The organism is Roseibium album (assembly GCF_001404515.1).
GTDB lineage: Bacteria > Pseudomonadota > Alphaproteobacteria > Rhizobiales > Stappiaceae > Roseibium > Roseibium album.
In genome coordinates this window covers 456,208-476,757 of sequence record NZ_CXWE01000006.1, presented here as the reverse complement: position 1 = coordinate 476,757, position 20,550 = coordinate 456,208, and the positions used below count along the sequence as shown (strand labels likewise).

Sequence of the window (20,550 nt, the reverse complement as noted above, 5' to 3'; positions counted from 1 at the left end):
GTGTCTCAGCAGGGCGAACTCAGATTCAGGACCGTCGGCGACTACTTCTTACAAAATGCGCTGAGCTTGCTGAGGGTCTTGTGCAAAACTGTATTTTCTTTCTTTCTTCTATCTGATGTTTCTTTGCCCAATGCTTCCCAATTATCTGTATTTCCTGGCAATCTTGTGACTTCGCCAGTTTCCTGGCCTTCGTTATCGTACCGCGACAGTTGTCTCGCAATTTCTTGATTGAGAAACTCTGTTAACGACGGCCACCTCATAGCGACCAAATCGTGGTCACTATTGATCAGTTCAACTTCGCCAACGCTCGTGAGATACAGATGGCCTTGCGAGTATCGAGGGCCATTCATGGCACCTAAGCCAAAGTGGCTTTCAGGAATGAACTCTGGTCGAGTGTAGAAAACATTCTGATATCTGATACTTATCGGCTGGCCGATACCTTCAGCAGCCCAGACGTTCTGCCCACCAGTTGCACCGTTCAACGAGATGCCCATAATGCTCCCGCCGTTGAACGACCTAAGAAAATCCCGATAGGGTTGCGGCAAGTATCGTTCACTCTCTGCCTCAGCATCATCAAGCCCAGCATCCGAAAGACCCGCATAAAATCGACACAGATATGCGTGTGGGGCCACATTTGGAATATGGCCGGTAGCGAATGCACCATTATCCGTTTCTAGATAGCCCAGCCTGTCCCATCTACTGCGTATTTCTTGCGCGAGGTCTTGGATTACCTTCGCCACTTTTTCGTCTTTCAAGGGCGCCACCGACTATAGCTCCTGTCTGGGCCTTGGATACTAGCCTTGGCCAACAGTGACAATCCAGTTGCCTCCAACGGCTGCTTCGTCCGCAATGCTGACCCACGTGCTCTGTTGATCTCCTTTGGAGGTGCCGCCGAAAGCGGCCATCGGCGCTCACCCGTTTATGAGTACACGCCCTAAACACAAGTGCGAACTCTTCTACGCCGGCGAGTGCGTGCTTTGGCGCAGCCAGTCTTTGTCAAAGCTGATCTTCGAGCAGTCGCTGAACCTGGCCATTCGGTTGAGTTCCGCTTCCAATCGGGCGAGGCGTCCCTTGCTGGTTCGAACGCCGCGTTCCGGCCAGAAGGCACGAACCTGAAGACAGCCATCGTCCCGGAATGATTTCATGTCGATGCGGCCGACAAGCCGGTCTCCTTCCATCACGGGAAACACATAGTAACCGTACTGCCGCTTGGGTTCGGGAACAAAGATCTCGATCCGGTACGAGAAACCGAACAACCTTTCGGCGCGCTTGCGATCCCGCAAGGCCGGATCGAAAGGCGACAGGATACGAACCCTGGACGGTGGGTCGGGTGTGTCGTCAAGATCGCCAAGCGTATCTGCAAACATGAAGACGCGCCGGAATGAACCCTCGTCACACACGATCTCGGCTTCGACGAGCTGCCCGTCATGCAATGCATCCTGACACCAGGTTTTTGCTTCCCGGGGTGTGATCAGATCCCAAAACGCGGCAATTTCGCCAGATGTCGCAAAACCAAGCCGCTCGAGCGCGGAACGCGCTGCCCAGTCAATTGTTTCCTCCGGAGCAGGGCGGTGAGACCTGTGCGCTTCCGGGATCACCCGTTCGGTCAGGTCGTATACCTTCTGAAAGCCGTTACGGCGGCAAACCGACAATTCTCCCGTACGCCAGAGAAACTCCAGTGCCGTCTTGGACGGATGCCATTCCCACCAGCCACCGGAACTGCGTTTTTCATCTTCTCCGACAGTTGCAGATGTCACCGGTCCGTTATCGCTGATCCTCTTGAGGACGTCGTCAAGTTTCTCCTCGAATTCATTCTGGTGCCAATCCCGCCAGCGGTTGACGAGGCGTTCCCTGTCCCGTTGGAACCGCAATTGCCAGTGGGGGAAAAAACTGGTCGGAATGATAGAGGCATCATGCGTCCAGTGTTCGAACAACCGTCGTTCACGCTCAAGAAGCCTTTTCAGGTTCTTTTGCTTGTAGGCTGGGCGTCTGGCCGCGAGGATCATGTGATGCGCGCGGGCGACGGTATTGATGCTGTCGACCTGAATGAAGCCAAGCTGGTTGATGACATCCGACAAATCCTCTCCCTTGCCGCTCCCTTTCGGGTGCGTGCAAAGTCCGTGTTTGTGAAGAAAGAGGCGGCGGGCTTTCGAGTTGGACACTCGCGGAAGCGTGGAATCTGGCATGACGAAAGACTAGCAGCATCACTGGGGCAGGGAAATCTGGTTAGAGATATGGCCGAAATTTTTTTTCGGAGGCCAGGGCTGTCGTGTTGTTATCCGCCGGGTACCAACAATTCCTCACACGAAAACTTCCAGGCGGGTCACCGGGCTGCTCAGGATTTCAGTGCTGGTTTCGTCGTCAGCCGTTTTTTACTGGGTGTATGCCAAGTTTTCGTTGGAGCGGATCAATCCTGAATCGTTTTCGATACGCGCCTGCACTCAATCCCGAAATTGACCTGAACAGGCGATTGAAAGCAGAAACATCAGTGTAGCCGACCTTCCAGCATATTTCGCTGACCGACAGTGTTGTTAGTTCCAGAAATCCCTTTGCCTTTTCCACCCTGAGTTCCTGCACATACCGATTTATCGAATATCCTGTTTCGGAGGAAAACTTGCGGTGCAACGACCGTTCGGAAAGCCCGGTTTCAAGGGCCAGCGCACGAACGGACAGATCGCGGTCCGCATTTCGTTCCATCCAAAGCTGCAAGCTGCGAATTGTCTGGTCTCTGGCCGTGGTCGGGCGAAAGGACCGATAATTGCGCTGTTCCCGTCCTGTCGGATCGATAAGCATCTGGCGGCAGGTGCGCGAAACGACAGTTGGACCCAGCCAGCGACCGATCAGGTGAACTCCAAGGTCAATCCAGGCCATGACACCTCCCGCGGTTACGATGTCGTGGTCATCCAGCAGGATATGCTCCGCACGGAGTTGCACTTTCGGGAAAGCCGATCTGAACTCGGTTTCGAGCGCCCAATGGGTTGTTGCCTGCCTGCCGTCCAAAATTCCTGCATGCCCCAGCCAGAAACTGCCTGCACAGGCCGAACAAACGATCGTTCCTGCAAGATGTTGTTTTTGGATCCAATTGTGCAGATGCCGATCTGTGTCTCCTCGAACACCCGTCAGGTTGGGTGGCAAAATGATGGCATCTGCACTGTCGGTGTCAATGATCAGCGAGGCAGGCAGAACCTTGTGGCTGATCTTTTGTTCTGCATCTTTTTCAACCAGCCGGTTCGCCACATCGAACATCTCGCCCAATCCGAACAGGGCGGACTGTTGGGCACCTTCATAGGCAATGATCGCAACGGTTGGCGTATTTCGCACTTCTTTTGTCATATCCGCCAATCGTACCTGTGCTGCGAAGCGCCGTAAACATGGCTCGTTGTGGACGCACTGACGAAACGAGGACAAAATGACCAGATCTGCCCTGCTCTTGATTGATATCCAAAACGACTACTTTCCAAGCATTGAGAATAGTAGAATGCCGCTTCCGGACATGGACGAGGCAGCTGCAAGAGCGGCAAGGTTGCTCTCCACCGCCCGGAGCAACGGCACGACGGTGATTCATGTCAAACATGTCATGACGTCCGACGCGGCTCCTTTTTTCCGCCCGGGTACCCCTGGTGCGGATCTTCATGACAGCGTGAAACCGTCCATCTCGGAAACGGTCATTGAAAAAACCAGGCCAAACAGTTTTGTTGGCACAGACCTGGAAGATTGCTTGCGTCGGGAGCAGATCGAGCGGGTCATAATGTGTGGTGCAATGAGCCAGATGTGTGTTGACGCCACAGTCCGCGCTGCAGTCGATCTGGGTTTCGCCGTCATGGTCGCACATGACGCCTGCGCTGCCGCCAATGTTGAGCACAATGGTGTCAGCGTGCCGTCTCACATGGTTCACGCATCCATCATGGCGCCTCTGGCTGCCAGCTATGCAAATGTTCTGCTCGCCTCGGAATGCCTCGCCGAAGCGCAGAACTGACCAGCAGGCACATCTCGGCATCAGCACCCTGGACGCATGCGGCTGTCAACACCGGTGAACCCGGATCCCGGGAACCCGGCTGTTGCAAGATCACGGCTCCGCCGCTACGGAGATCATGTAACGTCGCGGTACGGACAGTGCATGCCGTGGTCGTTCAAGGCAGTGTGGGATGAAAGCGCGATACCAGCATTTTTCTCCCTCACGCCGGCAGACGTTCGGTTTCAGGGCATTGAAATCAATGCTGGATCGTGCCGGATTTCGGCAGGAAAAACGGAGTTTGCAGCAGAGTTGGGCATGCTTGCGTTTCTTGCGACTGGTGCTTGGACCGGATGTCGGAACTGTTTCAAGCCAGTTAAGGGCACTTAGAACGGTATTTGAAAACACGGGCTCGAACAACATGACACAAGATTGAGAAACGGAATGCGGGTTTGACAGAAATTCTGGGGTTGGATCCATTTTTGCTGGCCATCGCCTGCATCGCGTTCGTCATCGCGGGGTTTGTCAAGGGGCTTGTCGGTTTCGGATTGCCTGCCATCGGTCTCGGATTGATGACCGTTTTCGTGGGTGTCGAAAAGGCTATGGTGCTTGTGTTGTGGCCCGCTTTTCTGACCAATGCCTGGCAAGGCCTTTCCGGCGGATATCTTCGACCGCTTGTGACACGCCTCTGGCCGTTTTTGACAACTGCCGTCCTGGCGCTTGGTGTCGGAACCTTCGTTCTGACCCAGGTTCCGGAAGGGGCGGCCGACCTGATCCTGGGTTTGCTCATGGTTGCCTACGCCGTCCCGATGCTTGCCGGGCTGTCTCTCTCGCTCAAGGAGAAGAACATCATGCCGGTCGGGATTGTTGCGGGCCTGCTGAACGGTGTTTTCTCCGGCCTTACCGGAGCATTCACCGTGCCGGGTGTCATGTATCTGCAGGCGCTCGGACTACGCAGGGATGAGCTCATTCAGGCGATGGGGCTTCTGTTTCTGCTTTCGACAACTGCACTTGGTGTTTCACTCGGTGGCTTCGGTCTGATGAGTGGCCGCGAGGCATTGGCATCCGTTGTCCTGATCGTGCCGGCATTGTCGGGAGTCTGGTTCGGACAGCGGATCCGGCGCCAGGTTTCGGAAACGGCATTTCGGCGATTGATTCTGATCGCGATTTTCGGGCTCGGTGTCTATCTGGTCCCGCTTGGGCTCTGGCGATTGTTCTAGGACGTGGACCCATAAAATTTCAGCTATAAGCAGATTGCCGCAAGCTTGATGAAGGCAAGGAAGTTCGCCGCCAGCTTGTCGTATCGCGCGACTATCCGTCTGCAATGCCTGATGTGATTGAAGAATCGCTCCACGTGATTGCGGTCTCGATAGAGATGCGGGCAGAAGCAGATTGGGTCTTTGCAATTTCGTTTCGGCGGGATGTTTGGCCAGGCACCAAGCTCTCGAGCAAGTTGCCTGATTGCATCAAGGTCGTACGCTCTGTCGGCAGGCAGCAACCCATTGTGACGAAGTTCTGTCAGCAGATCTCCTGCGAGTAGACTGTCGTGCTCTTTCCCGATGCTGAGTGCCGATCGGAGTGGCAGGCCCTTGGCATCGACAACAGCATGGATCATGGCGCGAGGGGGTTCGGTGCAGTCACTCTCACATTCCTTTTCGGAGCTTGAATCACGCCGATATGCCAAATTTCAAAGTCTGCTTTGCTCCCGATACGCTGACCTAATCCGCAAGATCGACCGAACGTTTCGAGCCCAACTTAGACGGTGATATCGAGAGCTGCGTCATCGCGCCGCCCCAATTCAGGTGGAAAAACTGAAGCACTGCGAACGGCTCTAGGGTCATGTTTTTATGAGAAGAATTTTTAAGATCACCGCTGCTGCAGTGTTGCTGCTTTTCGCGGGGGTGCTGGGATACGGAGCCTATGGCTATTTTGATGCGCGCGCAGCTTCAGAAGAACTTGCCGCAAGAGCCGACAGCCTTCTCGCTGAAAATTTGGGCGGCTCATCGCTCGGTCAAGAGCGTTACCGTCAACTTCTGGTGGTCCAAGATCCGGCCTTTGAGCAACACAGCGGCGTGGATATGACAACGGCGGGTGCCGGTATTACGACCGTGACGCAATCGCTTGCCAAGCGGGTTGGATTTGAGAATTTTACACCCGGGATCGGCAAGATCCGACAGACCGGTTACGCACTCGGTCTGGAGACGCGATTGAGCAAAGAGCAGATCATGGCGCTTTGGCTCGATACGCTTGAAATGGGTCGCGGGCCGGATGGCTGGGTCACAGGGTTCCATCGTATGAGCGAAGCGGTTTACGGCGCCGCGCCCGACACAATAGCGGATGATGAGTATCTATCCTTGCTTGCAGTCCTAATCTCACCGGGCCGCTACAACCTCGGCACCGACGACGAAGCACTTCAAGATCGGACGGATCGTATTCGCCGCCTTGTTTCGGGAGAGTGCGCCGCCAACGACAATTCAGACGTATGGCTTGAAGGTTGTAGGTCGTAGGTCGTAGGATAGATACGTCCCTCTATGGCGCCCTAGGCAGTCGATTGGACGGCGACGGCGCACTCTCCCGAAAGCGGTCATCCACTTCCAATCATTTATGAATACCCTCCCTGGGGGACGACCGGAATAAAAAAACGCCGCATGGTTGCGGCGTTTTCCGGATTGATCTGTGATTGCTAGTTTATTTCGCCACCAGCCGCATCGGTGTGGCCGTGCCGACGCCGGATGTCGTCCTTGTATTCGCCCATTGATAGGACTGTCGCTCTTCCGTCGGCGTGCACAGGAAACGCTCCCTGTAACACTTGGTGAAATGCGAGGTGGAGGCGAACCCGCAGGCGAGTGCGACATCAAGGACCGGACGGCTGGTCCGGCGCAAGAGGTCGCGGGCCGTTTCAAGGCGCAGGCGCAGGTAATATTGACCCGGTGTGCAGTTGAAATGCCTGCGGAACAGGCGCTCCAGCTGGCGCGGGGACAGGTTGACGGTCATGGCGAGCTGCTGGCAGCTCAGCGGATCTTCGATATGAAGGTCCATGATCCGGATCGCATCCAGGATCTTGGCGTTGGAAATGCCGGTCCGTGCCTCGATGTCATGCCGTTGAGCCGATTCACCGGAGCGCATGTTCTGGTAAAGCGCGACTTCCGCCACTTCGTGGGCGAGATAGGCGCCGTGCTGGATCGCAATCAGGCGCAGCATCATGTCGAGCGAGGCCATGCCGCCAGCGCAGGTGATGCAATTGCGGTCGATCGCGAATATGTCGGACGTAACCTCGACGTCAGGATATTCCTCACGAAGCGAGCGCAGGTTTTCCCAGTGAATGGTGCAGCGCCGGCCGTCGAGAAGATTGTAACGCGCGAGCAGATAGGCGCCTGTGCAGATGGCTCCGAACGTTCGTCCCATGGCGTTCAGGCGGCGAAGTTTGTTGCCGAGGTCGCTGTTGAGTGGAAGACGCTCTACGTCAATGCCAGTACACAAAAGAGTAATGTCGGCATCGATTAGTTCTCGAATAGATTTGTTTACAAGGACATCACAGCCGTTGCTGGCGATGACTGAATTCCCATCAAGGGAGTAAGTTGTCCATGTGTAAAATTCACGACCAAGAAGTCGATTTGCTAGGCGGAGCGGTTCAATGACGCTGGCGAATGCGTTCATAGAGAACCGGTCCATGAGCACAAATGCTATGGATTGGCCTGTTTCTTCGTGCGCGCGTCCGGACATTTACTTTGCCTCATTGGAAGGTATTATTATGCTTTGTTGTTGAGCATCCAGTAATTTTTGCTTTTTCTATTTGTCTGTCAAATAAAAAAGATCATGATCAAGCAACTTCTCGAAATTGTCATTTTCAAAGAGGTTCGCCGGTCATTGTTTTGAGCGGTTGAATCAGAAAGAAATAAGGTTCACGAAGTCTCGTTGATCGCTCATCCGGTGCTGGAATGCCGAACCTGGAAGCGCGACGGAATGCACTTGCCCTGGGGGTTTCGCTCAAGATCCACTGTGAGGGGTCCCGCATCTTTGGTAAGTCTGGATTCGCTTAAAAGTCCCGCGGGGAGGCACGGATGAAGTCCAAGACCGAATTGACTGGATCAAAATGGTCCGAAACCGAAAAGTCCTATGCGGAGAAACGGGACAGGCTGCTGTCCTCGACGCCTTCTCATGATGTCGCAGCAGCTCCTTTTGTCTATGCGGAGAGGCAGACCGTTACCAGCTCTCTGACGCGTATCGATCTTTTCAGGAAGGTGCTGGAAGTGCAGGGGGCGATCGTTGAATGCGGCGTTCACAAGGCAAATTCTCTCTTTCTCTACTATCACCTGTCCACAATTCTGGAACCCTACAACTTTAACCGAAAAATCATAGGGTTCGATACTTTCGAGGGGTTCAGAAGCTTGTCGTCGAAAGATAGCTGCGATGTTTCGGAAAGCGATTTCGCCGACACGAATTACGAGAGCCTGTGCGCGTGGCACGAATTGCAGGACGGAAACCGCGCGGTATCCCACATTCCGAAGATGGAACTGGTCAAGGGGGACGCACTCGACACGATACCGCAATTCGTTGAAGACAATCCGCACCTCATTGTCGCGCTCCTTTATCTCGATTTCGACATTTATGAGCCCACACGGGTAGCCCTGAAACACTTGCTGCCTCTCGTGCCCAAGGGGGGAATTGTCGCGCTTGACGAAATCAACAGCAAGAAATGGCAGGGTGAGACAATTGCGCTCAAGGAACAGGTTGCAATAGAAAATATTTCGCTGAGAAAATTCTATTATGATCCTTGGGTGAGCTATTTTGTGGTTGAATGAACAACGGCGAACACGAGTGGGTGCGAACGATTGCCGTTGCACCAATAATCAGGCTCATTTTGGAACGATTTTTTTGCAGTGCGGCGGTTTTGTGGATTTGAGTTGCTTCAAGTCAAGGAGTTTGTGGGGTACATGGAGCATAACTACTCATGCGAAATGACCCACGGAAATCGACTGTAATGAACGTACTTGCCAAACCCGCCGACCTTGAAGCCGCCGCTCCGGCAGGCGCCTTCGTGGAAGAAGTGACGGCCGTCCAGCATTATACCGACCGCCTGTTCCGCTTCCGCATGACCCGACCGGCGAGCTTCCGCTTCCGCTCCGGAGAATTCGTGATGATCGGCCTGATGATCGACGGAAAGCCGTTGTATCGGGCTTACTCGATCGCCAGCCCGGCCTGGGACGAGGAGCTTGAGTTCTTCTCGATAAAGGTCCCGGATGGTCCGCTGACGTCTCATCTTCAGAAAATACAACCCGGTGACGCGGTTCTGATGAAGAAGAAACCGACCGGAACGCTGGTTAATGATGCCCTTGTTCCCGGGAAACGGGTTTACATGTTCTCGACCGGTACAGGCATCGCCCCGTTTGCCAGCCTGATCCGGGATCCGGACACTTACGAGAAGTTCGACCAGGTTATCCTGACGCACAGCTGCCGCGAAGTCGCGGAACTCAAATATGGCGAGGATCTGGTCGAGCAAACAATCAACGATCCGCTGATTGGCGAATTCGCAAAGGACAAGCTGGTGCACTATACCTCGGTCACCCGCGAAGACTTTCCGCGTCAGGGCCGGATCACCGATCTGATCAAATCCGGTAAGCTGTTCGAGGACCTGGGCGTGCCACCGCTGGATCCGGCGATTGATCGCGGCATGATCTGTGGCTCCATGGACATGATCAAGGACACCAAGACACTGCTTGAAGAGGCGGGTCTGACGGAAGGCGCAAATAACAAGCCTGCCGAGTTCGTCGTCGAGCGCGCTTTCGTCGGCTGAGTCGCCTGCGCCGGCAAAACATTATTTTTTCAAGGAAAATTAATGGGGGCTTGCGGTACTCGCGAGCCCTTTATCGTTTTTCACGTTCATTTTGGGGTTTTCCAAAGAAAGCACAGGGCATCTGCACCCGATGTGGGCTGCCGGGTGGACAGGTCTGTTTTGCAGTGGCAAGAGTTTGGTTAGGAAATTCGAAGTCCGGCACGGACCGTCATCCGACACGGACCGAACAACAAGGTGCCATGCCATGATCTCTGAAAATGGAACCTACATGATTGCCGAAGTCGGCATCAATCATAACGGTGACCTGGACAAGGCACTGGAGATGATCCGCCAGGCAAAACAGGCTGGCTGCGATGCAGTGAAGTTTCAAAAGAGAACCGTCGAAATAGTCTACACGGCCGAGGAACTGGCCCGGGCCCGAGAAAATGTCTTCGGACCGACCAACGGTGATCTGAAGCGCGGACTCGAATTCGGCAGGGCCGAGTATGATGCGATTGACCGCACGGCGCGGGACCTTCAGATCGACTGGTTTGCCTCACCCTGGGATGAACCATCCGTCGATTTTCTGATGGCCTACGAGACACCCTACATCAAGATCGCCTCTGCCATGGTGACCGATCGGCAGTTCCTGGAATACTGTGCCGCCGCCGGACGTCCCTTGCTGGTATCGACCGGAATGAGCGACCTGGGAATGATCCGCAGGTCCGTCGATATCATTGAAAAAGCCGGTGGCCAAATCGCGTGTCTCTATCACTGCACGTCAACCTACCCGACACTTGATGAAGAGATAAATCTTCTTGGCATCAAGACGCTTCAAAAAGCCTTCCCACACCTGGAAATCGGATTCTCCGGACACGAACAAGGCATCCTGCCGAGCATTTGCGCGGCAACACTCGGCGCCTGCTCGGTCGAAAGACACGTGACGCTCGACCGCTCCGACTGGGGGTCCGATCAGAAGGCATCGCTTGAAATGGCAGAAATGGCGGAATTGGTTGGAAAAGTTCGTCGTTTCGAGGTTGTCCGCGGCGATGGCGTTCTTCGCTTCTACGAGGACGAAAAACCGATCGCCGAAAAGCTGCGCCGCAATGACACGCTGTCCGCGGCGTGAGACGGGCACATTGTCCTTGCACATGATCTGACGGACAACGCGGATAGCCGAAACAAGGGGCGATTGAAAACAAGCATGTCGATCATCGACCGTTGTCTGGAATTGTATCGGGGAGAGAACTACTACGTCTCCTATCCGGCGCGTCCCTTGCCCCAGGACTATTGGGACTTGAAGAAGGACCCGGACGGGAATGTAAGAGATGCGGCATCCGAAAGAGACATGCGCAAGGCCGATGTCCGATACATTGCCAACTATGTCAACGCGCGAGCGCCGGGTACCGTTCTGGACATCGGTTTCGGGCTGGGTGAATTGATTGAGCAGATCGAAGAGAAGAATACTTGCTTCGGCCTGGACCCGTCTGAACTCGCAATCGAGATTGGCCGCCTGCGCTGCGATGCGGACCTGCGTCTCGGGGTTTTGGAGCCGGGGTCGTTTTCACCAGACAGCTTCGACGTTGTTGTCGCCAACCATGTGATCGAGCATGTCGACGAGCCAGTCCCTTTCGTTGACACGATATTCGAGATCCTGAAGCCGGGCGGCGATTTTGTTTGCGGCACGCCCAATTTCGCCAGTGCAGCAGCAAGAGTGTTTGGGGACCGTTTCCGCTTGTTGCATGACCCGACGCATGTCAGCCTTTTCACGGATGATTCCCTGATCCGGCTGTTGCGGGACAAGGGCTTTCGTATCGAGCAGGTCGACTACCCGTTTTTTGGAACGCGGTTTGCCTCGGTTGCAGCCTTTGAAACGATGGTGCAGGCGAGCGCAGAAGTGTCACCTGCATTTTGGGGGTCTTTCGTGACCGTTTACGCACGAAAACCGGGCTGACCACCGGGTTTCATGTTTCCGGGAGTTGAATTGTGAAAATTGTTGCGGCCATACCCGCGCGGGGCGGCTCCGTTGGACTTCCCGGAAAGAACATCAGACCCTTGAACGGAATACCGCTTGTGGGCAGAACGGTTCGCGCTGCAAGGGGCTCAAGGTTCGTCTCGGACGTCTTCGTCTCCAGCGACTCCGATGACATATTGAACGTCGCTGTCAAATACGGTGCCCGGGCCGTCATGAGACCCCTGGAATTGTCTGGTCCGACCGCAAGTTCTGAATCGGCTTTGATGCACCTGTTACGGAACGAGCCATCACTTCAAAGCGAACCGCCCGACATTCTGGTCTTCCTGCAGTGTACGGCGCCATTCACGCAGGCGCATCACGTCGATCAGGTGGTGGAAGCCCTTTTGAACAAGGGTGCGACCAGTGCTATTTCGGTTGTGGATGACCACGGCTTTTACTGGGAAGTCGGCGAAAACGGCGAGGGTGTCGGCATCAACCACGATCCGAGCAAACCGCGCGTTCGACGTCAGGACATTTCTGCAAGATACCGTGAAAACGGCGCGGTTTATGCCACGCGCGTGCCTGAGTTTCTGGAAGCCGGCAACCGGTATTGCGGCAAGACCATCCTGGTGCCGGTGGACTCGACCTGGATCGAGATCGATACCTCTCAGGACTGGGACATGGCCGAGGCCTTCATCAGGACCGAGCAGTTCACGGGCGAGCTTGCACCCGAACATATCAAACCCCTGCGCGCGCTGGTCACCTCTTTCGACGGTGTTCACACGGACAACTCGGTTTTCGTCAATCGTGACGGCACGGAATCAATTATTTGCAACCGATACGACGAAATTGGACTGGACCGCCTGCATGGTCGCAATGTCCGTCTTTTGATGCTCGACCGTGAAGAGAACAATCTTGCCATGCAGCGCGCGCGAAAGCTTGCCATGGAGTATCAGTCCCATCCCTTTGACAAGCTTCAGATCATGTCGGACTGGAGTACGACACATGGCATCGGCTTTTCGGAAATGGCGTTCATTGGTGCAGACATTGCAGATATCGACTGCATGAAAGCGTGTAGCCTGAGCGCCGCACCGCGCAACGCACCGGCGGAGGTGAAGGCCTGCGCCTCGATCGTGCTTGAAAGTGCTGGAGGGGCTGCCGTTGTGCACGAATTCAGCGAATTGCTGATCTCCCGCGGCATGCTCGCCAAAGCCTGACCGATAGCTCGGAATGTTTCTCTGAGGAATACCCGTATGGAAACTGAAACCGGTATCTTTGACACGCTAGAAAGACTGGGGCTTGCCAGCCTTGAAACGCGTGAGACGTTTGCAACGTCGACCAGGGATCGGGAGAGACTGCCGGTCTACCGGGACAGTTTGTCCGGAGTTGTATATATCGACGGATTTTATGTCGGCGACAGTACGTATGAAGACGGAGCCTATCGGCAGGAAACCGTCCGGCGTGCGGGCAGTCGGGACTTCGAACTCCAAAAGGATACGCGCCGCCGGGTCGAAGCCTACAGCCAGTTCTACACCGGGAAGACGGTTACGGAATTCGGTTGCGGTGAAGGAGCGTTTTTGAGGAATATTGCCGAAAACACACTGGCGGTAAGCGGTGTGGAACTACAGGCGGATTTTATCAAAACCCTGATGTCCGATGGGTTCAGTTGTTTCGACAATCCAGCGGCGATCGCATCCTCGTCGCAGGACGCTGTCTTCGCGTTTCACGTACTGGAACATATTCCAGATCCTCTTCAGGTCCTTGCCGATCTTTCGGCAATCCTGAAATCGGGTGGCATTATCGTGGTCGAGGTGCCGCATGCCGACGATTTCCTCCTCTCCCAGCTCAAATCGGATCCCTTCAGGAAATTCACACTCTGGAGCCAACACCTGATCCTGCACACGCGCGACAGCCTCCATCGTATGCTGAAATTCGCAGGCTTCACCGACATCGTTATCGACGGCGTTCAGCGGTATCCTCTTTCCAACCATTTGAAGTGGCTGGCTGAAGGCCAGCCGGGTGGTCACAAGGGAGTGTTGTCTGCGCTCGACACGCCGGAGCTTTCTTCTGCCTATGAAGCTGCGCTCAGGAAGATTGACGCAACGGATACTCTTGTTGCTGTCGCAAGAAAACCCTGATCAATGGCTTCGGGCGGCGCCGCTAGGAGAGCTTCAGTCTCTCGCGGCGCGACTGGGGATAGACTTCTTGCATTTCGGACTTCATGACACCCACAATCTCCGGGAGGATCTCCGACGTCGGCTTGCTTTCGTCGACATGGACATACTTCATGCTCGGATACCAGGGTGGCGAAGCCTGTCCGAGCAATAACGGCGGCTCCACGGGGCCGAACCGGACACAGGGGACACCGAGAATGCCGGCCATGTCGGCAACGCTGGTATTGGCTGAAACGACGAGATCACAGATCGCCGTCAGGTCGGCCGCCGCGCACAGGTCATCGAAAAGATCCACATCCTCGAAAGAGACGAAACTTCCCTTGGCGCGTGCCGTCAGGAATTCCAGTTCCTTCTGGACCGCCAGATACTGAAGGTTGACGTAGATCGCGTCCTCCGCTTCGATGACCGGCGCGAAGTCAGGCGCAGAAAGATAGTATCGTGCCCGGTATTTCTGAAGGTTCTTGGACCGCCAGGCAACCCCGATGACAGGCTTTTCATCGGCATCGGGAAGACGGCTGAGATAGTCGCGGGCACGGACCGGATCGAACGCATAGACGGGTGATTTTGCGAGGTGAAACTGCTCAATGTCCCGTCTGAATATGCGGGCGATATCGGTGATATTTGCGGTAACATCGTAGTCGACGGGCAACACGGCATCGTCCGGCAGCTTGACCCGAAACACAATCTCCGGAAAAGATCGCTCGTAGAATGGCACTGCCTTGGGCGACAGCTCGACAATCACTTTTTTTGCAAGCCCGACAAGGTCAGGTAGCATGGTGCCGCACTTTAGCGCATCGCCCAGGCCCTGATCGCCCCAGACCAGCACGGTCTTGTCGGAAAGGTCTTCGCCATCCCATTCCGGAACGCTGAATTCGCGGGCAGTCGAACTCGACATCTTGTCGCTGAACCGTGCCCGGTGAAGTGCCCAGCCGTTGTCGAGATCGCTGACGGACAGATAGGAAAGAGATAGGTTCCAGTCGATCCCTGCTGCCCCTTCCGGAGCGAGCTTCTTGGCTTTCAGGAACGTGTCGATTGCCTGCTGGCCGCGACCGAGCATGAGATAGTGAACCGCAAGCGTTACCAGGCGGTGGTAGTCCTTGGGATTGTCTGCGACGGCCTCTTCGGCATAGGTCACGCCCACGTGGGTCTGGGAGAGCGAGAAAAGAAGCCGGGCTGCCTCGTGTTTGATGTCTGCGTTACTCGGGAAGCGTTTCAGCGCCTCGGACAATTCCTCTTGCGAAACATCATAGTCTTTCAGTTCCTGCCGGCAGCGGGACCGTTCGATGTAATTTTGCGGATTGTCCGGCACAAGCTGAATGGCCTTCTGGAAGAACACCAGTGCCTTTGAATAGTCCTTGTTCTGGCGCAGCAGAATACCGTAGTTCCGGTAGACATCGCCGAAATCGGGATGGTCGACGAGCAGACGCTGAAAGATCTCTTCCGCTTCCTCGGGCTGAGCCAGCTTCGTCAGGGCAATTCCCTTGATGTTGAGCGCTTCCTTCTCTCTCGGATTGAGTGAGAGGGCCTTGTTCGACACCGCGAGAAGACTTTCGGGATCCGTGCCGATGTCCATCATCGCCCGGGCAAGATTGGCATAAAACGGGGCCTGGTTTGCATTGGCACCGATGGCCTTTTGAATGTATTCCACCGCCCGTTTCGGATAACCCATCTGCCGGTAGGTTACTCCGAGCAGATGCAATGCGTCGGCGTTGTTGGGAACCTTTTTCAAAACCTGCTTGTAGCAGCGTTGCGCCTTTTCGATCTCGCCGGACTTTTGATAGGAAAGTCCTTTCAGCATTTTATCGCGGAGCAGATTAGGCGCCGTTTGCGTTGCCATCTCGTCTTAGTCCCGTTGGAATCACGGCTTTTAGCATATCAGTCCGTCATTCAGCGCGCAGTCCGAGGAGTTGATATCCTCAATTCGTCTGGGGATAGTGGTTTTGAAACTTGTGTATTTCCGGAATTGGTATCGGTTTTATCTTCCTCGGTTTGGTTATCTCTGATGATTGCTCGGAAGATCACCAAAATAGCCGCGGGCAATACATTGGCCGGTGATGTTGGCTTGAGCGTCTTGCGCGCTTACCTGAGAGGCGAGTAACGGAATGCATTGGCTGCTGCAGGAATTCGAAGATACGCACAAGCTGGCTGAAGCGCTTGACAGGCTCGGCATTCCGTACTCATGGCACAAGGTCGTGCCCTTTGTCGGCGATCTCATTCCGGAGCCCGACATCCCGATTACGGATGCGGTGGTCATGTTCGGGTCTTATACGCTTTGGCGATACGCCAAGGCCAGAGGATACAGGCCGGGCATCTTCCGGTTGCGGCCGTTCGTTCACGAAAAAAGCTGGCAACCCTTTCTTCTGAACGGTGCCGACGCGCTCTTTCTGACAATTCGCGATTTTCCAGAGCAATTGGCTGACGATGGAAGGTCATGGTTCATACGTCCGGTTGATGACAGCAAGGAAGAGCCCGGCAATGTGAAGGCAACGGACGAAATACTCCGCATGGCTGAAAATGTAATCGCTTTGAAGGAAGACGAAATCCCGAACGGCTCGCTGCGCCATGACACGTTGCTGATGTTAACCGAGCCCGTCCGTATTCTCAAGGAATGGCGGTTATGGGCCATCAACGGGACGATAGTCACCTGGTCGCTCTACAAGGAAGGATCAAGGGTCGTCTACCGGCACGAGATTGATGAAGATGCGTTGCAATTCGCGCAGGAAATGGTCGACCGCAATGCCGGCTACTCACCTGCCTATGTGCTCGACATCTGCAGAACCGGGCAGGGACTGAAGTTGCTGGAAACAAACTGCATCAACGCGGCGGGGTTTTATGCAGCCAATCTGGTCAAGCTTGCCTCGGCGGTTGATGGGCTTGGCAAAACCGAGGCAACACCGGAAGACGACTGAATGCGGCTTTCGCCGATGCGTATCGCACTTGCCAGGCTGGACGGTTGCAGGTCAAGACCGGATTTGAGCCAACGAACTTCGTGTGTGAATGGAAACCCTTCTGCATCTCCAAGTGTTGGTTTTGGCGCTCTCCAGCACTGTGCAGGCTTCCATCGTTGAAGAGAGTTGGTATTTGCGATAAATTCGGAAGAAATTTGAATCGAATTAGAAATTAAAAACGAAAATAGTAAAGTAGCGAACGAGTTACTTCTGAAATTACGCAGATCATGCGTAGCCGATGTGAGGTGTGTTCACATGAAAACCGGATCGGACGCTTGAATGCAAAGGGATAATGCTGGATCGGCGTGTCGGGGCTGACCGGGAACCGCGAACTGGTCGGAACGCAAGCCGCAGTCTCATTGTGAGTATGACTCTAATGCGCTCGGAGACAGTCTGGTGGTGATGGTAAAACTGGTTTCGGGAAACTGTATTTGCTTCACGAGTTAGCAAAAAGAAATCCTTGTCACCGTTGTAGATATTTTTTGTAGTCATTGTAGAGGCTGAATCATGTCGTTCCTGATAGATATTATTATCCCGGCATCAAAACAGAATCCGAAGATGAAGGTTGTTCTTCAGATAGACAAGGACACCAACTACAGCGGAACCTGGCGAATTGTGCGGCCTATTCCGGCGGGGTTTCGACGTTTCACGAGCGCCGGTATGGGCGCCTGGACCGGGGACGTAAACGGTTGGAAATTCAACCTGAAAGAATCAGGGTCGGGAAAGAGGATCTGTGGCTTGTCCCGAAACTGGGACAGGGATGGAGCATTCGAGGCACGTTGGGGAGACGGCCAGAGTTTCTTTGGCGGCACGGTCTACGGTAATTTCAGCTCCTGGAAACCTCAACTGGCCAAAGGAAGAGCGCACGCTTGGGGTGGACTTCTTTTCAAGGCAAGCGTTGGTGCCGGAGTGTCGGGCGAGGCTGCTATCGGCATATTGTGCAAGGTGGGTGACGAAAACCCGGCGGTAGCGGTGATATCAACTTCTTCGGGACGTCTGGGTGCAATTGCGGGTGTGTCTGGCGGCGCGGCGATCGTCCTGGCGACGGGATTTCCGACAGCGGCCAGCTTTGATGGCCATGTGTCCACCGGGACAGATTGGGCCTTGAGTGTCGGGGGAAAGTGGAAAACGTTCCTTGATCCAAAGGCGGCAAAGATCGCATCAAGCAACCTTCCGAACATCATCAAGAAAGTGGCAGAAGGCATGGCCACGAACTCTAGAGTTGTGCAGAGGATGGACAAGCTTGCGGATTGGGCGAAGGGCGGTGACCCGGCCTTTGAGGCCCTGCGGACCGAACTGCCGGGTCTTGCCAAGACGCTGTATGGCGAAGCTCTGATCGACTATTCGGAGAAAAACCTGACTGCGGTCGACATTCCGGGAGTTTCGGGTGGAACCGAAATTGGCATCTACTACAAATGGGATCGCATGCGACTTCATCGAAGCTACTAGTCGTGGCTCGAGAAGACGGGACCTGTCGATCTCGCAAAAAGAAACGCCCCGGTCGACCTGGTGGTTCGCGCAACGGGAGACGAGGCATCGGGCGTCTGCGCGACCGGGGCATTGCCACCATTGGGCTGATCGCCCTTGAATCCAGGCTGCGGGGTACTCGGATATGCCGCTCCAAATGGTTATAGCCATAGGCACCGTTACGATGACCAGCATTTGTTGGCCATTCCCACTATGGCCGCAATTATCAAGGACGCTCTGCCACCAATAGCTGCGTTGGAGTGTTTTGATGATTATGCGTTTGCCTGCAATTGCCTTTCTCTGCGTCACCTTTTCCGCCCTTGCCGAAGCGGAAGAAAACGGTCCGATCACGAGCATTACATTGTCGTCCGGCGGTCTGGCCGAGATCGTCCGCAAGGCGGAAATCGACAGTACCGGCGAGATATTGATGACCGTTCCGCTGGAACAGGTGAACGATATTCTGAAAAGCATCGTGGTTTACGATGCAACGGGTGTTGTCGAAGGCCTTTCTCTGCCGGGTCCCAATCCGCTTGCCGAAACGTTCAAGAACCTGCCCTTTGCCGCCGAAGATCTTCAATCGCCCGCGAGGCTGCTGTCAAAACTGCAGGGAACACGTGTCCAGTTGGAAAAGCAGGGCACCCTGGTCGAGGGCCTGGTGATGGGCGTGTCGGTGCAGAACAAGGGCAATGACGGACAGGTCAGCGTGGCGTCTATCTTGAGCGATGGCAGCATTCTCGGCGTCGATCTGGAACCGGACACGGTCATCCGGTTTCTCGACGATGATATCCAGCAGAAAGTCTCAAGAGCCTTGTCTGCCGTCGGAAGCGGCAAGTCGGATGGCGCAAGAACCGTCTCGATCAAGGTTGCCGGTGAGGGGGCTCGCGAAGTCTCCGTCTCTTATGTCGTGCCGACGCCGATCTGGAAGACGGCCTACCGGGTTGTCATGCTGCCGGAGGACAAGGCCCGGCTTCAGGCCTGGGCAGTGCTTGAAAATGCAAGTGGCGAAGACTGGGACGATGTGCGGGTGAAATTGTCGTCCGGAGCGCCGGTCACCTTGAAACAGCGCTTGCATGATCTTTACTGGCGGCAAAGACCGGAAGTGCCGGTCGATGTTGCCGGCGGCTATGTGCCCAGGGCAGACAGCGGCGCAATGATGAAACTGGGTGCGGGCGCGCTCGATGGGGGCAGTGGAATAAGACGCAGGATCGATGGTGCTGAAGCGAGACAGACATTCGCTTTCGCCGCGCCTGCAGCGGCCCCGCCAATGGAGGAGGCGATGGCGCAGGCTCAGGTCGGACAAGCGGAAGAAGGCGCAGTAACGGCGTTTTTTGCGCTTCCTGACGCGATTGACCTGGAAAGCGGCGAAACGCTTTCGGCGCCGATTGTCGATGCGGTTGTTTCGGCCGAGAGCGTGTCGGTCTTCCAGCCCGAGAGTGGCCTTGACCACCCAATCGCAGCGATCCTGATCAAGAATGAAACAGACTCCAGCCTGCCGAAGGGCATCCTGACCGTCTACGACAGAAAGGAAGGTTACGTCGGCGATGCGCAGATCAACGGGATGCCGGCTGGTGAACTTCGCATGGCGAGTTTCGCGACCGATCGCAAGGTGAGGGTGGCAACGGAAACCGAACCGACACAGGAGATCACGTCGGTCAAGGTCAGCGGTGGCATACTGACAGCAACCGTCAAGGAAAGATCGAAGACGGTCTACACCGTCAGGGGCGCTCCCGACGGTGACCGCCAGGTTATCATTGAGCATCCCCGCCGGGAAGGCTGGCGCTTTTCATCGCCCGAGTACCTGGATTCCACTAAAACGCACCGCCGCTTGAAACTCACTGTACCAATGGGCGAGACGGTTGCCGCAACCGTGGAAGCGGAGCGGACGCTGGAAGAAAGGCATGCCCTTTTCAACACGGACCAAATCGGCCTGTTGAACCTCGTGCGACGGGTTCCTGACACGGAGAGTGCCGACAAGCTGAGGGCCCTCGCTGACATGCAGGCAGAAAGGACGCAGGTACAGTCTCAAATACAATATTCACGCAAAGGAAAGTCTGAGGAGATCAACAATCAGCAGCGCCACCGTGCCAATCTTTCGGCGCTGTCTCCGGGGTCGGACCTTTACAAGCGCTCGCTTCAAAAACTGGATAACTCCGAAACCAGGATCGAGGAGCTCGACAAGGAAACTCTGCGGCTCGAAGCACGCCTTGCCGAACTGCGCAAGCAATTGGGGACGGCAATCAACAACTTCTGAAGGGCTTAGGCCTGCCCGGCGGGTTGGTCGC

At 55.2% G+C, this 20,550-nt stretch carries 17 protein-coding genes and 1 pseudogene; 12 read left to right on the top strand and 6 right to left on the bottom strand.

All coding sequences use genetic code 11. From position 1 onward, the window contains the following. Positions 1-41: 41 nt before the first annotated feature. The 3 genes from LA5095_RS21920 to LA5095_RS21910 form a co-directional block, all read right to left on the bottom strand. On the bottom strand, positions 42-755 hold the full coding sequence (locus LA5095_RS21920) for an SMI1/KNR4 family protein (RefSeq protein ID WP_144436149.1): 714 nt from the start codon (positions 753-755) through the stop codon (positions 42-44). Between the two features lie 201 nt (positions 756-956). Further along, entirely contained in the window at positions 957-2,186 is a 1,230-nt protein-coding gene (locus tag LA5095_RS21915; RefSeq protein ID WP_055118753.1) for a winged helix-turn-helix domain-containing protein, read from the bottom strand. A 175-nt stretch (positions 2,187-2,361) separates the two neighbouring features. Continuing rightward, positions 2,362-3,333, bottom strand: a complete 972-nt coding sequence (locus LA5095_RS21910) for a GlxA family transcriptional regulator (RefSeq protein ID WP_055118752.1) — start codon at positions 3,331-3,333, stop codon at positions 2,362-2,364. Between the two features lie 76 nt (positions 3,334-3,409). On the opposite strand from LA5095_RS21910, the gene LA5095_RS21905 reads away from it, so the two are divergent. Further along, positions 3,410-3,976 (top strand): cysteine hydrolase family protein, encoded by a 567-nt coding sequence (locus LA5095_RS21905; RefSeq protein WP_055118750.1) that lies wholly within the window; start codon positions 3,410-3,412, stop codon positions 3,974-3,976. A gap of 428 nt (positions 3,977-4,404) precedes the next feature. Continuing rightward, a complete protein-coding gene (locus tag LA5095_RS21895) occupies positions 4,405-5,172 on the top strand; it encodes a sulfite exporter TauE/SafE family protein (protein WP_055118746.1) in 768 nt (255 codons plus the stop codon). A 23-nt stretch (positions 5,173-5,195) separates the two neighbouring features. Here the strand turns inward: LA5095_RS21895 and LA5095_RS21890 are convergent. Next, positions 5,196-5,564, bottom strand: a pseudogene (locus tag LA5095_RS21890) (IS5 family transposase); the annotation flags it as partial. A 235-nt stretch (positions 5,565-5,799) separates the two neighbouring features. Here LA5095_RS21890 and LA5095_RS21885 point away from each other — a divergent pair. Next, positions 5,800-6,459, top strand: coding sequence for a transglycosylase domain-containing protein (locus LA5095_RS21885; protein WP_055118743.1), 660 nt, complete (start codon positions 5,800-5,802; stop codon positions 6,457-6,459). 181 nt (positions 6,460-6,640) lie between these two features. Here the strand turns inward: LA5095_RS21885 and LA5095_RS21880 are convergent, their stop codons facing one another. Next, the gene (locus tag LA5095_RS21880; protein WP_055118741.1) at positions 6,641-7,675 is read right to left on the bottom strand and encodes a GlxA family transcriptional regulator; all 1,035 of its coding nucleotides are present in this window, start codon (positions 7,673-7,675) and stop codon (positions 6,641-6,643) included. A 338-nt stretch (positions 7,676-8,013) separates the two neighbouring features. Here LA5095_RS21880 and LA5095_RS21875 point away from each other — a divergent pair, with 338 nt between their 5' ends. From LA5095_RS21875 to LA5095_RS21845, 6 genes are all read left to right on the top strand, one after another. Next, positions 8,014-8,754: a TylF/MycF/NovP-related O-methyltransferase gene (locus LA5095_RS21875; protein ID WP_055118739.1), complete on the top strand. Its 741-nt coding sequence runs from the start codon at positions 8,014-8,016 to the stop codon at positions 8,752-8,754. A 179-nt stretch (positions 8,755-8,933) separates the two neighbouring features. Then, the gene (locus LA5095_RS21870) at positions 8,934-9,746 is read left to right on the top strand and encodes a ferredoxin--NADP reductase (protein ID WP_029062334.1); all 813 of its coding nucleotides are present in this window, start codon (positions 8,934-8,936) and stop codon (positions 9,744-9,746) included. A gap of 244 nt (positions 9,747-9,990) precedes the next feature. After that, complete coding sequence (locus LA5095_RS21865; protein ID WP_055119059.1) at positions 9,991-10,854, top strand: N-acetylneuraminate synthase family protein; 864 nt, start codon at positions 9,991-9,993, stop codon at positions 10,852-10,854. A 75-nt stretch (positions 10,855-10,929) separates the two neighbouring features. After that, positions 10,930-11,679 (top strand): class I SAM-dependent methyltransferase, encoded by a 750-nt coding sequence (locus LA5095_RS21860; protein ID WP_055118737.1) that lies wholly within the window; start codon positions 10,930-10,932, stop codon positions 11,677-11,679. A gap of 32 nt (positions 11,680-11,711) precedes the next feature. Next, a complete protein-coding gene (locus LA5095_RS21850; RefSeq protein WP_158510428.1) occupies positions 11,712-12,896 on the top strand; it encodes an acylneuraminate cytidylyltransferase in 1,185 nt (394 codons plus the stop codon). A gap of 36 nt (positions 12,897-12,932) precedes the next feature. Further along, complete coding sequence (locus LA5095_RS21845; RefSeq protein WP_055118731.1) at positions 12,933-13,817, top strand: class I SAM-dependent methyltransferase; 885 nt, start codon at positions 12,933-12,935, stop codon at positions 13,815-13,817. A 22-nt stretch (positions 13,818-13,839) separates the two neighbouring features. Here the strand turns inward: LA5095_RS21845 and LA5095_RS21840 are convergent, their stop codons facing one another. Next, the gene (locus tag LA5095_RS21840; protein WP_055118730.1) at positions 13,840-15,690 is read right to left on the bottom strand and encodes a tetratricopeptide repeat protein; all 1,851 of its coding nucleotides are present in this window, start codon (positions 15,688-15,690) and stop codon (positions 13,840-13,842) included. Positions 15,691-15,955: 265 nt separating this feature from the next. Between LA5095_RS21840 and LA5095_RS21835 the strand changes: the two genes are divergently transcribed. From LA5095_RS21835 to LA5095_RS21825, 3 genes are all read left to right on the top strand, one after another. Beyond that, the gene (locus LA5095_RS21835; protein ID WP_055118728.1) at positions 15,956-16,762 is read left to right on the top strand and encodes an ATP-grasp domain-containing protein; all 807 of its coding nucleotides are present in this window, start codon (positions 15,956-15,958) and stop codon (positions 16,760-16,762) included. Between the two features lie 597 nt (positions 16,763-17,359). After that, a complete protein-coding gene (locus tag LA5095_RS21830; protein WP_144436148.1) occupies positions 17,360-18,250 on the top strand; it encodes a hypothetical protein in 891 nt (296 codons plus the stop codon). Between the two features lie 286 nt (positions 18,251-18,536). Then, a complete protein-coding gene (locus LA5095_RS21825) occupies positions 18,537-20,519 on the top strand; it encodes a DUF4139 domain-containing protein (protein WP_082442815.1) in 1,983 nt (660 codons plus the stop codon). The last annotated feature ends 31 nt before the right edge of the window (positions 20,520-20,550 follow it).

Excerpts from the sequence above, each read along its gene's own strand:
- LA5095_RS21825 (WP_082442815.1), top strand. The coding sequence starts at position 18,537 with ATGATTATGCGTTTGCCTGCAATTGCCTTTCTCTGCGTCACCTTTTCC.
- LA5095_RS21905 (WP_055118750.1), top strand. The coding sequence starts at position 3,410 with ATGACCAGATCTGCCCTGCTCTTGATTGATATCCAAAACGACTACTTT.
- LA5095_RS21830 (WP_144436148.1), top strand. The coding sequence starts at position 17,360 with ATGAAGGTTGTTCTTCAGATAGACAAGGACACCAACTACAGCGGAACC.
- LA5095_RS21860 (WP_055118737.1), top strand. The coding sequence starts at position 10,930 with ATGTCGATCATCGACCGTTGTCTGGAATTGTATCGGGGAGAGAACTAC.
- LA5095_RS21840 (WP_055118730.1), bottom strand. The coding sequence starts at position 15,690 with ATGGCAACGCAAACGGCGCCTAATCTGCTCCGCGATAAAATGCTGAAA.
- LA5095_RS21880 (WP_055118741.1), bottom strand. The coding sequence starts at position 7,675 with ATGTCCGGACGCGCGCACGAAGAAACAGGCCAATCCATAGCATTTGTG.
- LA5095_RS21910 (WP_055118752.1), bottom strand. The coding sequence starts at position 3,333 with ATGACAAAAGAAGTGCGAAATACGCCAACCGTTGCGATCATTGCCTAT.
- LA5095_RS21865 (WP_055119059.1), top strand. The coding sequence starts at position 9,991 with ATGATCTCTGAAAATGGAACCTACATGATTGCCGAAGTCGGCATCAAT.
- LA5095_RS21870 (WP_029062334.1), top strand. The coding sequence starts at position 8,934 with ATGAACGTACTTGCCAAACCCGCCGACCTTGAAGCCGCCGCTCCGGCA.
- LA5095_RS21885 (WP_055118743.1), top strand. The coding sequence starts at position 5,800 with ATGAGAAGAATTTTTAAGATCACCGCTGCTGCAGTGTTGCTGCTTTTC.
- LA5095_RS21875 (WP_055118739.1), top strand. The coding sequence starts at position 8,014 with ATGAAGTCCAAGACCGAATTGACTGGATCAAAATGGTCCGAAACCGAA.
- LA5095_RS21845 (WP_055118731.1), top strand. The coding sequence starts at position 12,933 with ATGGAAACTGAAACCGGTATCTTTGACACGCTAGAAAGACTGGGGCTT.
- LA5095_RS21835 (WP_055118728.1), top strand. The coding sequence starts at position 15,956 with ATGCATTGGCTGCTGCAGGAATTCGAAGATACGCACAAGCTGGCTGAA.
- LA5095_RS21915 (WP_055118753.1), bottom strand. The coding sequence starts at position 2,186 with ATGCCAGATTCCACGCTTCCGCGAGTGTCCAACTCGAAAGCCCGCCGC.